The 13,342-nt window shown below is 59.6% G+C and carries 11 protein-coding genes; 5 read left to right on the top strand and 6 right to left on the bottom strand.

Annotated elements, in window-relative coordinates; genetic code table 11:
* The first annotated feature begins 19 nt into the window (after positions 1 to 19).
* Positions 20 to 1,246, top strand: a complete 1,227-nt coding sequence (gene argE, locus P7F28_RS25590) for an acetylornithine deacetylase (protein WP_277187568.1) — start codon at positions 20 to 22, stop codon at positions 1,244 to 1,246.
* A gap of 12 nt (positions 1,247 to 1,258) precedes the next feature.
* Positions 1,259 to 2,251, top strand: a complete 993-nt coding sequence (locus tag P7F28_RS25595) for a threonine/serine dehydratase (protein ID WP_277187569.1) — start codon at positions 1,259 to 1,261, stop codon at positions 2,249 to 2,251.
* 37 nt (positions 2,252 to 2,288) lie between these two features.
* Here the strand turns inward: P7F28_RS25595 and P7F28_RS25600 are convergent, their stop codons facing one another.
* The 4 genes from P7F28_RS25600 to P7F28_RS25615 all read right to left on the bottom strand — a co-directional run bounded on the left by P7F28_RS25600 (position 2,289) and on the right by P7F28_RS25615 (position 6,461).
* A complete protein-coding gene (locus P7F28_RS25600; RefSeq protein ID WP_277187694.1) occupies positions 2,289 to 3,107 on the bottom strand; it encodes an ABC transporter permease subunit in 819 nt (272 codons plus the stop codon).
* A complete protein-coding gene (locus P7F28_RS25605; protein ID WP_277187570.1) occupies positions 3,107 to 4,009 on the bottom strand; it encodes an ABC transporter permease subunit in 903 nt (300 codons plus the stop codon). The genes P7F28_RS25600 and P7F28_RS25605 overlap by 1 nt, the downstream gene beginning before the upstream one ends.
* An 8-nt stretch (positions 4,010 to 4,017) precedes the next feature.
* The gene (locus P7F28_RS25610) at positions 4,018 to 5,211 is read right to left on the bottom strand and encodes an ABC transporter ATP-binding protein (RefSeq protein WP_277187571.1); all 1,194 of its coding nucleotides are present in this window, start codon (positions 5,209 to 5,211) and stop codon (positions 4,018 to 4,020) included.
* A gap of 134 nt (positions 5,212 to 5,345) precedes the next feature.
* Positions 5,346 to 6,461 (bottom strand): polyamine ABC transporter substrate-binding protein, encoded by a 1,116-nt coding sequence (locus tag P7F28_RS25615; protein WP_277187572.1) that lies wholly within the window; start codon positions 6,459 to 6,461, stop codon positions 5,346 to 5,348.
* Between the two features lie 625 nt (positions 6,462 to 7,086).
* On the opposite strand from P7F28_RS25615, the gene P7F28_RS25620 reads away from it, so the two are divergent.
* From P7F28_RS25620 to P7F28_RS25630, 3 genes are all read left to right on the top strand, one after another.
* Entirely contained in the window at positions 7,087 to 8,418 is a 1,332-nt protein-coding gene (locus P7F28_RS25620) for an Nramp family divalent metal transporter (protein ID WP_277187573.1), read from the top strand.
* Between the two features lie 114 nt (positions 8,419 to 8,532).
* Complete coding sequence (locus P7F28_RS25625; RefSeq protein WP_277187574.1) at positions 8,533 to 9,789, top strand: phospholipase A; 1,257 nt, start codon at positions 8,533 to 8,535, stop codon at positions 9,787 to 9,789.
* A gap of 24 nt (positions 9,790 to 9,813) precedes the next feature.
* Positions 9,814 to 10,017, top strand: a complete 204-nt coding sequence (locus P7F28_RS25630) for a DUF1289 domain-containing protein (protein ID WP_277187575.1) — start codon at positions 9,814 to 9,816, stop codon at positions 10,015 to 10,017.
* Positions 10,018 to 10,087: 70 nt separating this feature from the next.
* Here P7F28_RS25630 and P7F28_RS25635 read toward each other — a convergent pair whose 3' ends face one another.
* Complete coding sequence (locus tag P7F28_RS25635; protein WP_277187577.1) at positions 10,088 to 11,680, bottom strand: ABC-F family ATPase; 1,593 nt, start codon at positions 11,678 to 11,680, stop codon at positions 10,088 to 10,090.
* A gap of 188 nt (positions 11,681 to 11,868) precedes the next feature.
* Positions 11,869 to 13,314 (bottom strand): threonine synthase, encoded by a 1,446-nt coding sequence (gene thrC / locus P7F28_RS25640; RefSeq protein ID WP_277187578.1) that lies wholly within the window; start codon positions 13,312 to 13,314, stop codon positions 11,869 to 11,871.
* Positions 13,315 to 13,342: the final 28 nt, after the last annotated feature.

A 13,342-nucleotide genomic window follows, 5' to 3' on the forward strand; every position in this document is an offset into this window, starting at 1 on the left:
TTACCGCAGGAGCAAAAAAATGTCACAGTCCGCTGCCCCGGCGCACATCGAACCATCCAATACGAGCACGCAACCGGCTTCCTTGCCGTGGATCGAACGACTCGTTTCGATCGATACCGTCAGCCGCAATCCCAATCTCGGTCTGATCGAAACCGTCCGCGACGATCTGCGTAAAGCAGGCATCGAAGCGACCATCACCACGGACCCGCGCGGTCAATGGGCCAACCTCTTCGCCACGGTGCCGGCGCACGATGGCACAACGAACGGCGGCATCGTTCTGTCGGGTCATACGGATGTCGTTCCGGTCGATGGTCAGGATTGGCAGAGCGACCCGTTCAAGCCCGAAACGCGCGATGGCCTGCTGTATGGCCGTGGCACGTGCGATATGAAAGGCTTCATCGGCGCGGCTTTGACGATGCTGCCGCAGATGCAGGCCACCAAGCTCGCCAAGCCGATCCACTTCGCACTTTCATACGATGAAGAAATCGGCTGCGCGGGCGCGCCGCTGATGATTCAGGATTTGCAGAAGCGCGGCGTGAAACCGGATGGCTGCATCGTCGGTGAGCCGACTTCGATGCGACCGATCATCGCGCATAAAGGCATCAACACGTATCAGTGCTGCGTGCGTGGCTTTGCGGCGCATTCATCGCTGACGCCGCGCGGCTTGAACGCGATCGAATATGCCGCGCGCCTGATCTGCTATATCCGCGACATCGCCGATGAATTCCGCGCGAAAGGTCCGTTCGACGAACTCTACGACGTGCCCTTCACCACCGCGCAAACCAGCACGATCAAAGGCGGCAACGCGATCAACACCGTGCCCGCCGAATGCAATTTCCAGTTCGAATTCCGCAATTTGCCGACGATGGACCCGGAGGCGATTTTCAAGCGCATCGAAACTTATGCGCATGAGACCTTGTTGCCGAAGATGCAGAAGGAACACGCCAACGGCGCGATCGAATTCTCGCGGATTGCCGCAGCGCCGGGACTCGATGCCACCGAACAGGCCGCGATCACGCAACTGGTGCGCGCGCTGACGGAGAATCAGGAGAAGCGCAAGGTCGCGTACGGCACGGAAGCGGGCTTGTTCGCGCTGGCCGGTGTGCCGAGCATCGTGTGCGGGCCGGGGAATATCGAGCAGGCGCACAAGGCGAACGAGTATGTGTCGCTGGAACAACTCGCGCAATGCGAAGCGTTCCTCGGCAAGTTCATCCACAGCATGTCGGTCGAAGCGCACACGCGCTGATTACACACGCTTATGTCCACGCATTCCGACAACACGATCGACGGCACGCCGATCCCCACGCTCGACGATATCGCCGGGCAGCATATGGCGTTGATACCTTGGGTCGCGCGCACGCCGATCTTCGAGAAGCACGATTTTCCGACGCTGGAAGATACGCCCATCACGTTCAAGTTCGAGTTGTTGCAGGCGAGCGGCACGTTCAAGGCGCGCGGCGCGTTTTCCAACATTCTCGCGTTGACGGATAGCGAGCGTGAAGCCGGCGTGACCTGCGTATCGGCGGGGAATCATGCGGTCGCGGTGGCGTATGCGGCGCATCGTATGCAAGTCGGTGCCAAGGTCGTCATCATCAAAAACGCGAGTCCGGCGCGTGTCGAGCTGTGTCGTCGATACGGCGCCGATGTGGTGTTCGCGGAGAACGTGGCCGAAGCGTTCGAAGTCGTGCGGCGCGTGGAGGCTGAGGAAGGACGCGTGTTTATCCATCCGTTCAATGGCTACAACACCGTGCTCGGCACGGCGACGCTCGGTTACGAGTGGGCCTCGCAAGCGCCTGATCTCGATGCGGTGATCATTCCGATCGGTGGTGGCGGATTGGCGGCGGGGGTATCGACCGCGATGCGGCTGGCGAATCCATCGCTCCACGTGTACGGCGTGGAACCGGAAGGTTCGGACGTGATGAAGCGCAGCTTCGAGGCGAATCACACCGTCAAGATGGGCGCGATGCAAGGTATCGCCGATTCGCTGATGGCGCCGCATACCGAGCAGTACAGTTACGAGCTATGTCGCCGGCATATCGACGAAATCGTCACCGTTTCCGATGATGCGTTGCGCGATGGTATGCGTCTTCTCTTCAGCGAGATGAAACTGGCGGTCGAGCCTGCGTGCGCGGCGGCGACGGCTGCCTTGCTCGGGCCGTTGCGTGAGCGCTTGCAGGGTAAGCGCGTGGGCGTGTTGTTGTGCGGGACGAATACCGATACGCAGACGTTCCTGCGGCATATCTCGGCCTGAAGCAAAAGAGCCTCACGCGGTGTGAGGCTCTTTTTGATCACAACACTTCAGCCAACCTTCGTCGCTCGCTCCGCAACATAAACCAGTTCGCCGCGATCACCCCTACCGTCACCAGCGCGATAAACAAAGTCGCCAGCGCGTTCATCTCCGGATTCAAGCCCAGCCGCACACGCGAGAACACGACCAGCGGCAGCGTCGTCGATCCGGGACCGGACAGGAACGCCGACAACACCAGATCATCGATCGACAGCGTGAACGACAGCAGCCAGCCTGCCACCAACGCCTGCGAAATCAGCGGCAGCGTGATCGAGAAAAATACCCGCAACGGCGTTGCGCCGAGATCGAGCGCCGCTTCCTCCAGCGACGGATTCAACTCCCGCACACGCGATTCCACGATGATCGCGACATACGAGATGCACAGCATCACGTGCCCGATCCAGATCGTGAACAAGCCGCGCCCCGCCGGCCAGCCGATCAGCTTCGCCATTTCGACGAACAGCAGCAGCAGCGAAATACCCTGAATGACTTCGGGAATCACCAGCGGCGCGTTGATCATGCCGGTATAAAGCGTGAAACCGCGAAAGCGCCCCATGCGCGCGAGCACGAATCCCGCCCACGTTCCAATCACGACCGACGCACACGCCGTCAAAAACCCAATACGCAATGACAGCCACGCCGCATTGATCAACTCATCATCGGTCCACAGCGCGCGATACCACTTCAGCGAAAACTCCGTCCACACTGTCACCAGCGGCGACTCGTTGAACGAATAAACAATCAGACTAAGAATCGGGATATACAGAAACGCAAACCCGATACCGAGCGCAGTAATCTGCAGCGGACGGCTCGGCTTGATCATCGCTTTTCCTCCAGTTGCTTCGCCTGGTAATACTGGAAGATCGCCATCGGTACAAGCAGCAATAAGACCATCGCGCAGGTGACGGCGGAGGCCATCGGCCAATCGGCGTTATCGAAGAACTCGTTCCACATGACGCGGCCGATCATCAGCGTATCCGCACCGCCGAGGAGTTCGGGAATCACGTACTCACCCACCGCCGGAATGAAAACCAGCAAGCAGCCCGCGATAATGCCGTTCTTCGACAGCGGCAAGGTAATCTGCAAGAACGCCTTCCACGGCTTCGCGCCAAGGTCATAAGCGGCTTCGAGCAAGGTCAAATCCATCTTCACCAAATGCGCATAAAGCGGCATCACCAGAAACGGCAAATACGAATACACCATGCCGATATACACCGCGATATTCGTGTGATAAAGCTCGATCGGTGAATGAATCAGCCCGATCGACATCAAAAAATTATTCAGCAATCCGTTGTTCTTGAGAATGCCGATCCACGCATACACGCGAATGAGGAATGACGTCCAGAACGGCAGCATCACGGCCATCATTAACAGATTGCGCGAGGCCGGATTCGATCGCGCGATGTAATACGCCATCGGATAGCCAATCAGAAGACACAGCAAAGTCGATACCGCCGCGACCAGCAGCGAATTCATATAGGTCGCGAAGTACAGACTGTCCTGCACGAGGAACAGATAGTGCGAGAAATCGAGCGCGATATTCATCACGCCCTCTTTCATCGCCACCAGTTCCGTGTACGGCGGAATACCAAGCTGGCTGTCCGCGAAGCTGATCTTCACGACCAGCAGGAACGGCACGAAGAACAGCAGCAACAGCCAGATATACGGCCCGGCAATCACCGCCGTGCGGCCCGAAAGCCCCAGACGCTTGAACACGTTCATGCGCAACTTCATGACGTCAGCACCACACCGGCGGACGCGCTCCATCGCACATAGACTTCGTCGTCGAATGTGGGCGAATCGATTTCGCCGATCGCCAGACTCGACAGGTTCGCGACCACGGTTTTGCCGCTATCGAGCGTGACGTGATACAGCGTATAGCCGCCCATATACGCGATATTGCTGACCTTGCCGCGTCCCCAGTTGTACGAACCTTCGGGCGGCTTTCTCATCAGCGCGATCCGCTCCGGCCGCACGGAAATAGTCACCGGCATGCCGAGCGGCCCAGTAATTCCGTGATTCACATACATGCGCACCGGCAAATCCGGCGTTTCGACGAACACGTGATCCGGTTCGTCTTCGACCACATGACCATCGAACAGATTGGTCGAGCCGATAAACTGCGCCGAGAAGCGCGTATTTGGATACTCGTACACCTGATGCGGCGTGCCCAATTGCACGATCTGACCTTCGCTCATCACGGCGAGTCGATTGGCCATGGTCATGGCTTCTTCCTGATCGTGCGTGACCATGATGCACGTGACGCCGACCGTATCGAGAATATTGACCAGTTCGATCTGCGTGCGCTGACGAATCTGCTTGTCGAGCGCGGACATGGGTTCATCGAGCAAGAGCAGTTTTGGACGCTTGACGAGACTGCGCGCCAGCGCCACGCGCTGCTGCTGCCCGCCCGACAACTGATGCGGCTTGCGCTTGGCGTACTTGTCCATCTGTACGAGTTTGAGCGCGTTCTGCACGCGGTCCTTCAACTCGCCGCCCTTCACGCCTTCCTGCTTCAGCCCAAACGCGACATTCGCCTCCACCGTCATATGCGGAAACAGCGCGTACGACTGGAACATCATATTCACCGGCCGTCGATACGGCGGCATCTGCGCGAGGTCTTCGCCATCGATCAGAATCTGCCCTTCGGTGACGCTTTCCAGCCCGGCGAGCATGCGCAGCAGCGTGGACTTGCCGCAGCCCGAACTGCCGAGCAGCGCGAACAATTCGCCCTTCCTGACCGACAGATTCACGCCGCGCACAGCAGTCGTCTCGCCGAACTTCTTGACGACATTGACGACCTGCACGAAGTTGTCGTCCGGATTCGCACCGGACAGAAAACCGCCCGGTTCCTGGCGACCAGAACCGGAAGCGGAATTTGGCGAATTGGGCGCTGCCTTCAACGCGCTCGACTGCTCACTCATGATTACCTGTTCGACTCCTGCATCAATCAATCGATTGTCGTGACTTGTGTTTCGCAACCCTGCCACGAACAAAGCCCCCGGCGGTCCAGGGGCTTCGTCATTTCAAAGAATAACCGGATTTCTCAACTCGACACTCAGCGCCCGGACTTGAACTCGGTCCACAGGCGCGTCTGCAAGCGCTGGATTTCGGGCGGCAGCGGCTTGAGCAGGAACAGCGTCTTCACCACATCCGACGACGGATACACCGCCGGATCGTTCGCCACGTCCTTATCGACATACTTCTTCGCTTCGGCGTTCGCGCTCGGATAGTACACGGCGTTGGTGATCGCGGCGTGGACCTGCGGCGTCTCGATATAGTTGATCCATTCGAGCGCGGAATCCTTGTTCTTCGCGTCCTTCGGAATGGCCATTACGTCGAACCAGATTGGCGCTCCGCCCTTCGGAATGTAGTAGTCGATCTTGTACGGCTTCTTGGCTTCCTGCGCGCGATGCTTGGCGATCACCACATCGCCCGACCAGCCGTACGCGAAGCAGATATCGCCGCCGACCATATCGTTGATATAGCCCGACGAGTTGAACTGCGTGATGTACGGGCGGATTTTCTTGAGCATCGCCAGCGCTTCGCGATAATCGGCCGGATTCGTGCTCATCGGATCCTTGCCGATGTAATGCAGCGCGGCGGCAAACATCTGATCCGGAGCATCCAGCACCGAAACGCCGCATGCCTTCAGCTTCTTGATGTTCTCGGGCTTGAACAAAATATCCCAATTGGCGAGATCGACGTTGTCGCCGAGAATCTTCTTGGCTTTATCGACGTTATAGCCGAGGCCGGTCGTGCCGTACGCCCAGGGCACCGCAAACTTGTTGCCGGGGTCCGCGCCTTCGAGCAGCTTCATCAAATCCGGATCGAGATACTTCAGATTCGGAATCTTCGATTTATCCAGCGGCGAAAAGATATTCGCGGCAATCTGCTTGCCCGCGTAATTGCTGGTCGGCACGACGATGTCGTAGCCCGAATTGCCCGTGAGCAGCTTGGCCTGGAGCGTGTCGTCGCTGTCGTAGTTGTCGTACTTCACCTTGATGCCGGTCTGCTTGGTGAAGTTGGGGATCGTGTCCTTGGCGATGTAATCCGACCAGTTGTACACGTTGAGTTGCTTGTCGGCTGCGTGTGCCGTCAACGGCATCAGGGCCAGCGCGCACGCTACGGCGCCTGCCAGCTTTGCCACCGAGGCCGCCAGTTTCTGGTTCATCTCGATTCTCCCTTGTTACGACTTATCACGGCGTGGCGCCGCGCGGGGCCGGTTTATCGTCCGGTGGTTCGCGCAGACCCGCGACTCCTTTAAAAACCCGAAAACTACCATTAAACGCGGACGCGACAAAAAACATTGCGCCGCATGTCGCGAGAAATGCACAAGGTTCGGGCAACTTCGCTCCGGTGGCTTGCCACGCGGGACTTTCCGCCGCATTCGAACCTGACGGACGGCTTGCTGGCGAGCCGTTCATCGAGTTACATCGACCGGAAAAGTGCGCGCATTTTAGCCCCTAATTCCCGATGAGGGGACCGAATAAAACCACACTCGTCAAAGTGGCTCATCGGACTATCTCGCCGATGCAATGTCATTATTCGTAAAAGGGCTTTGGCATCCCGCGCCGGTCTCATCCGTATAGCTGGAATGAGATACGCGAACGCGGGAACAAGCCGCCCGACGAATAGCCAGCGGAATGGACGTTGCTAGCCAATTCGACGTGCGTCGCGTGTATTTGCAATGGTTTGCATGAACGCGCCGCTACTTCAATCCGGCAACGCGCGCTGTTTGGAGCGATCAACTTTTGTCGCCCGCCGCCGTTGCAACGCTATTCGGGGTCGTCGTCTGCATGAACACCAATCCGTCCGCGCTTGCCCAGATTTCCGCCGCGACTGCCGAGGCGACGGTTCGTCGCGGCCGTCGTCAGGGTCCGCCACGCGCGCCGCGCGGACGCTGGTATTCGTTTGCCGGCGCGGGCGCGCTCGTCGCGGTCGGTTATATGGACCCCGGCAATTGGGCGACGGCGTTGGCGAGCGGCGCGCGCTATGGTTACCAATTGCTGTTCGTCGTGCTAATCGCCAGTTTGATGGGCATGCTGCTGCAATGGGTCGCGTCGCGCGTGGGCGTGGTGACCGGGCGCGATCTGGCGCAATTGTGCCGCGAACGGTATAGCCGGCGTACGACGATCGCGCTGTGGATCGCGTGTGAGATTGCGATCATCGCGTGCGATGTGGCCGAAGTCGTTGGCAGCGCGGTGGCGTTGCAATTGCTGTTCGGGGTATCGCTGACAGCGGGTGTGCTGATGTCCGCCGTCGCCACCTTCGCGATGCTCGCACTGCAAAGCCGCGGCCAACGCCCGCTGCAACGCGCGGTCACGGCGCTGATTCTGTTCGTGAGCTTTTGCTTCGTGGTCGAACTGGCCCTGGCGCATCCCGTGTGGATGGACGCGCTGCGCGGCCTCGCGCCCTCGCCGCAACTCGTACGCGATGCCGGCATGCTGTGGCTCGCTGCCGGCATTCTCGGCGCGACCGTGATGCCGCATAACTTGTATCTGCACTCGGCGCTCGTGAAAGACCACGTCCCGACTCGCGACGATGCCACCATCGGTCAGGCGTTGCGCGGCGTGAATATCGATACATTCGTGTCGCTGGGGATCGCGTTCGTGGTCAACGCGTCCTTGCTGATCGTCGCTGCGGCAGTGTTTCATGCGGGCGGCTACACGACCATTGACGATCTTGCGGATGCGCATCGGCTGATCGCGCCGCTGGTCGGCAGTCATTGGGCCAGTATCGCGTTTGCGGCGGCGCTGCTGGCGTGCGGGCTGAACGCGACGGTCACCGGAACGCTCGCCGGTCAGGCGGTGATGGAAGGCTTTCTGCAACTGAAGATGGCGCGCTGGGCGCGGGCGCTTTTGACGCGCGCGCTTGCAATCGGTCCTGCGCTGGTTGCGGTGGCAAGCTTCGGGCAGCACGGCTCGAATACGCTGCTGGTGGCCACGCAGGTCGTCCTGAGCCTGCAATTGCCGCTCGCGGTCATCCCGCTCGTGCGCTTCGCCTCCGATGCCGGTTTGATGCGCCGCTGGCGTGTCGCACGCGTGCCGCTTGCCTTGGCCTGGGGATGCGCGGGCGTGATCGTCGCGTTGAATGGGACGTTGATCTGGCAGGCGGTAACATCGAACTGACGGTCGGGCACACGCATTGCTCTGTCCGTTCGATTCTTTTGCCCGACCTTTCAGTTCAGTTTGGTATCTCAGCCATGCTGCCTGCGCGGGCGATTCGCTCAGGACACTCACTACATGGCTCAACGCCCGCTCGCTTTTTTTGTACTCGCTCTGGGCGCCGCTGGCAGCGCGCACGCAACCGTCGCCGTGCTGCAACCCGCGCGCGAAGCCGCCGCCGCGCAACCCGCGCGCGAAGCCGCCGCCGCGCAACCGCTCGAACTCACGCTCCTCTATACCGACGACGACACCAAACCGCTCAACGTCGATGTCCCGAAGCAACTGACCGTGAATCTCACCAACGGCGACTTGCCGCCCGCGCCGCTGACACTCGCGCGCGATCCGAAAGCGCCGGACCATCTGCGTCTGACGCCGGGACAATATCGCCGGGTGCGCTACACGGCGGCTTGGCCCGATACGGCGCGCGGCACGATCAAGATCGATCCGGTCGGCTTCGATGCCTCGCCGATGCTCGTCACGCTCAACCGTGGCGACAAGCAGGAACAAGTGGTTGCGGCGGAGCATCGCGAAGCGCAGGCCGCTACGCCTTCGCAACTCGCCAGCGCGACTGCCGCAGCGAACACCGCCGCCGTGCCCACCACGACGCAGGACACGATGCTTTCGGGCCGTTTCTCCAGCTTCGAACCGAGCTACTTCGCCGATGGCAAAAACGGCGATCAACTCGCCAAATTCCAGTTCAGCTTCAAATACCGCCTGCATCTTCCGGACGATCCGCGTTCACGCGGCTTCCTCGATAACCTGTACTTCGGCTATACGCAGACGGCGATCTGGAACCTGTCCGCCGATTCCGTGCCGTTTCGCGATATCAGCTTCCAACCGCAACTCTTCTATTACGTCGAAGACACCGGCTGGAAAAGCGCGCTGTTCACGCGTATGGGCGTGGCAGCGGGTATCGGACATGAATCGAATGGTAAAGGCGGCGACACGTCACGCGCGATCAACATCGTCTACGTGCGTCCGACCTGGGATTTCGGCGATCTCAACGGCAATCACCTGACGCTGTCGCCGAAGATTTACTACTACCTGTCGAAAAGCGGCAACGAAGATATCGCCGACTATCGCGGCTATGTGGACTTTCTCGTGAAGTACGGCAGCCCGGATAGCTGGCAACTCGCGACGACGATCCGCAAAGGCACCAAGCATTGGTACGGCAGCGTCGAATCGCAGTTGACGTATCCGCTGGCGAAGCTGGTCGGCAGCGCCTGGGGCGGCTATCTGTTCGCGAGCTATTTCAACGGCTACGGCGAAGATATCCTCGACTACAACCAGCGTCGTCACTGGATCGCGCGGATCGGCTACAGTATCACCCGTTGAGTTTTTTTACGGTTTCCTCGCTTTATGGCTTCGAATCTTCACGATCTGCCCGACAGCCCTTGCATCGGCGTGTGTTCCACCTTGTTCGACGATGTCTGCAAAGGCTGCGGCCGCACGGCGGGCGAAGTATCGAACTGGGTGTTTCTCTCGGATGAAGAGAAACGCGCAATCTGGGAACGCATCAGCCGCGAAGGTACGGCGATGCGCTTCAAGTACGACAAGATCTGATCGCTCGCATAAGAAAAAACGGCTCGCCTTCTTTCGAAAGCGAGCCGTTCTTTTTGAGGCGTCGTGAAACTTACTGAATCCCCTGACTCGACAGGAAATCCTCGTAATTCCCGCCAAAGTCGCGCAGCGTGCCATCCGTTTTCACTTCGATAATCCGATTCGCCAGCCCGCTCACAAACTCGCGGTCATGCGATACGAAAATCAGCGTGCCTTCGAACTTGTCCAGCGCGATCTGCAGCGATTCGATCGATTCCATATCCATGTGATTGGTCGGCTCGTCCATCAACAGGACGTTGTGGCGGCCGAGCATCAGCTTGCCCCAGATCATGCGGCCCTTCTCGCCGCCCGACAGCACCTTGACGTTCTTCTTGATGTCGTCCGCGTTGAAGAGCAGACGGCCGAGCGTGCCGCGCATCATCTGCTCGTCGTCGCCTTCCTTGCGATACTGGTCGATCCAGTCGGTCAGCGTCTCATCCTTCGGAAACTCTTCGTAGGTGTCCTGCGGCATATAGCCGACGTTCGCGTTTTCCGCCCACTTCACGTTGCCGTGATCGAGATCGAGCGCGCCCTTCAGCGCCTTGAGCAAGGTCGTCTTCCCCGCGCCGTTCTCGCCGATGATCGCAATTCGTTCGCCCGGCTGCACGCTCAGATTGAAGTTCTGGAAGATGGTCCGATCGTACTTCTTGGTGATCTCATCGGCCACGACGGCGATGTTATGCAGCTTTTTCTCGTACTCGAATCGAATAAACGGATTCTGACGCGACGACGGCTTGAATTCCTCGATCTTGATCTTGTCGATCATCTTCAGACGGCTGGTCGCCTGACGCGCCTTGGACTTGTTGGCCGAGAAACGGCGCACGAAGTCCTGAAGATCGGCGACGCGTTCCTTGGCCTTCTGATTCGCGGCCTGCTGACGCTCGCGCGCCTGCGTCGATGCCAGCATGTAGTCGTCGTAGTTGCCCGGCCACACTTTCAGCGTGCCGTAATCCATGTCCGCCATGTGCGTGCAGACCTGGTTCAGGAAGTGCCGATCGTGGGAGATGATGATCATCGTCGAGTTGTACTGGTTGAGCACGTCTTCCAGCCAACGGATCGAGTTGATGTCGAGGTTGTTGGTCGGCTCGTCCAGCAGCAGCACGTCCGGCTTTGAGAACAGCGCCTGCGCCAGCAGCACGCGCAGCTTCCAGCCTGGCGCCACGTTGCTCATCGGCCCGGTGTGATCCGAGATGTCGATGCCGATGCCCAGCAGCAGTTCGCCCGCGCGCGCTTCGGCCGTGTAGCCGTCGTATTCGGCGAACTTGGCTTCGAGGTCGGCGGCGCGCATGTAGTCGTCGTCGGTGGCGTCGGGGTTCGCGTAGATGGCGTCGCGCTCGGTCATGGCGGCCCACATTTCGGTGTGGCCCATCATGACGACGTCGAGCACGCGCATGTCTTCGTAGGCGAATTGATCCTGACGCAGCTTGCCCAGACGCAGATTCGGCTCAAGCATGACGTTGCCTGCGGACGGCTCCAGATCGCCGCCGAGAATCTTCATAAAGGTCGACTTGCCGCAGCCGTTGGCGCCGATCAGGCCATAGCGATTGCCTTCGCCGAACTTGACCGAGATGTTCTCGAAGAGGGGCTTGGGCCCGAATTGCATGGTGATATTGGCGGTAGACAGCACGGCGTGTCCTTTTGAATGGTGTACGGCGAAAAACCTGAGATTTTAACAGCTTTTAGCGGTGTTTTGATGGGCGGCGGTGCGGTGGCCGGCGCGACGCAAATAAAATAACCTGCCGAAAAAACGACGGGGCGCGGCCTCGTCAGCCGCGCCCCGCGCGTATTCCGGCTTAGTCTCGCCGGTCTTGACCCTTAAGTCCGCTCGGCGATAAATGCCTTCACGACGCCCGCATCTGCCGGGACGATATCGAACCTTTGTGGCAGTTTTTCAAGTCCTGCGAATGCCGCCGGCCGCTCCGGCTCACGATTCAACGCCTCACGAATCGTCTCGCCGAATTTGATCGGCTGGGCGGTTTCGAGCACGATCATCGGCACGCCGGGCTTCAGGTTTTCGCGCGCGACCTTCAAGCCGTCCGCCGTATGCGTGTCGATCATCGTGTTGTAGCGTTCGAACACGTCGCGGATGGTTTTTACGCGGTCGTCGTGATCGCTTTTACCCGATACGAAGCCGAATTCCTTCACGCGCGCGAAATCGCCGCTTGCCGCGAGATCGAAACCGCCCTTCTTTTCGACATCGTGGAACAGTTGCACCACGCGTGCCGGATCGCGGCCGAGCAGGTCGTACACGAAGCGTTCGAAGTTCGATGCCTTCGAAATATCCATGCTCGGCGAAGTCGTGTGATACGTCTCCGCCGCCCCGCGCACGCGATACACACCGCTCTTGAAGAACTCGTCCAGCACATCGTTCTCGTTGGTGGCGACCACGAGCTGATCGATCGGCAAGCCCATCATGCGCGCGATATGCCCCGCGCACACATTGCCGAAGTTGCCCGACGGCACCGTGAACGACACGCGCTCATCATTGCTCTGCGTCGCGGCGAAATAGCCCTTGAAGTAGTACACAACCTGTGCGACCACGCGCGCCCAGTTGATCGAATTGACCGTGCCGATCTTGTGCTTCGCCTTGTAAGCGTGATCGTTCGATACCGCCTTCACGATGTCCTGGCAGTGATCGAAATTGCCTTCGACCGCGATGTTGAAGATGTTCGGGTCTTGCAGCGAGAACATCTGCGCGGTCTGGAACGCGCTCATCTTCTTGTGCGGCGACAGCATGAACACGCGCACGCCGGTCTTGCCGCGCATCGCGTATTCGGCGGCGCTGCCGGTGTCGCCCGAGGTCGCGCCGAGGATGTTCAGCGTTTCGCCGTGTTTGGCCAGCGTGTACTCGAACAGATTGCCGAGCAGTTGCATCGCCATATCTTTGAAGGCGAGCGTCGGGCCGTTCGAGAGCTCCAGCAGCGAGATGGGCGTGCCGTTTTCAACGCCGAGCGTTTTCAGCGGCGTGATCTGCGCCGCGCTCTCCTCGTGGCGCACGTTGCTGTAGACCTGCGCGGTGTAGGTCTTGCGCGTGAGCGAGCGCAGGTCTTCGGCGGGAATGTCATCGCTGAATTTGGACAGCACTTCGAACGCGAGGTCCGCGTACGAGAGCGTGCGCCATTTGGCGAGTTCATCGGCGGAAACGCGCGGGTATTCGTTCGGCAGATATAAACCGCCGTCCTTCGCCAGACCGCCAAGCAGGATGTCGGAGAACGTGTGGCGCTCGTTCGAGCCGGCACCGCGCGTCGAGATGTAGTTCATGTCGCTTGACCGTAAATGAGCGTTATTG

It is taken from the genome of Caballeronia sp. BR00000012568055 (assembly GCF_029439455.1).
Taxonomy (GTDB): domain Bacteria; phylum Pseudomonadota; class Gammaproteobacteria; order Burkholderiales; family Burkholderiaceae; genus Caballeronia.

What these genes read in the sequence shown, in the direction of transcription:
- P7F28_RS25595 (WP_277187569.1), top strand. Translation starts at nt 1,259, where the DNA reads ATGTCCACGCATTCCGACAACACGATCGACGGCACGCCGATCCCCACG.
- P7F28_RS25625 (WP_277187574.1), top strand. Translation starts at nt 8,533, where the DNA reads ATGGCTCAACGCCCGCTCGCTTTTTTTGTACTCGCTCTGGGCGCCGCT.
- P7F28_RS25605 (WP_277187570.1), bottom strand. Translation starts at nt 4,009, where the DNA reads ATGAACGTGTTCAAGCGTCTGGGGCTTTCGGGCCGCACGGCGGTGATT.
- thrC (WP_277187578.1), bottom strand. Translation starts at nt 13,314, where the DNA reads ATGAACTACATCTCGACGCGCGGTGCCGGCTCGAACGAGCGCCACACG.
- P7F28_RS25630 (WP_277187575.1), top strand. Translation starts at nt 9,814, where the DNA reads ATGGCTTCGAATCTTCACGATCTGCCCGACAGCCCTTGCATCGGCGTG.
- P7F28_RS25615 (WP_277187572.1), bottom strand. Translation starts at nt 6,461, where the DNA reads ATGAACCAGAAACTGGCGGCCTCGGTGGCAAAGCTGGCAGGCGCCGTA.
- P7F28_RS25620 (WP_277187573.1), top strand. Translation starts at nt 7,087, where the DNA reads ATGAACACCAATCCGTCCGCGCTTGCCCAGATTTCCGCCGCGACTGCC.
- P7F28_RS25610 (WP_277187571.1), bottom strand. Translation starts at nt 5,211, where the DNA reads ATGAGTGAGCAGTCGAGCGCGTTGAAGGCAGCGCCCAATTCGCCAAAT.
- argE (WP_277187568.1), top strand. Translation starts at nt 20, where the DNA reads ATGTCACAGTCCGCTGCCCCGGCGCACATCGAACCATCCAATACGAGC.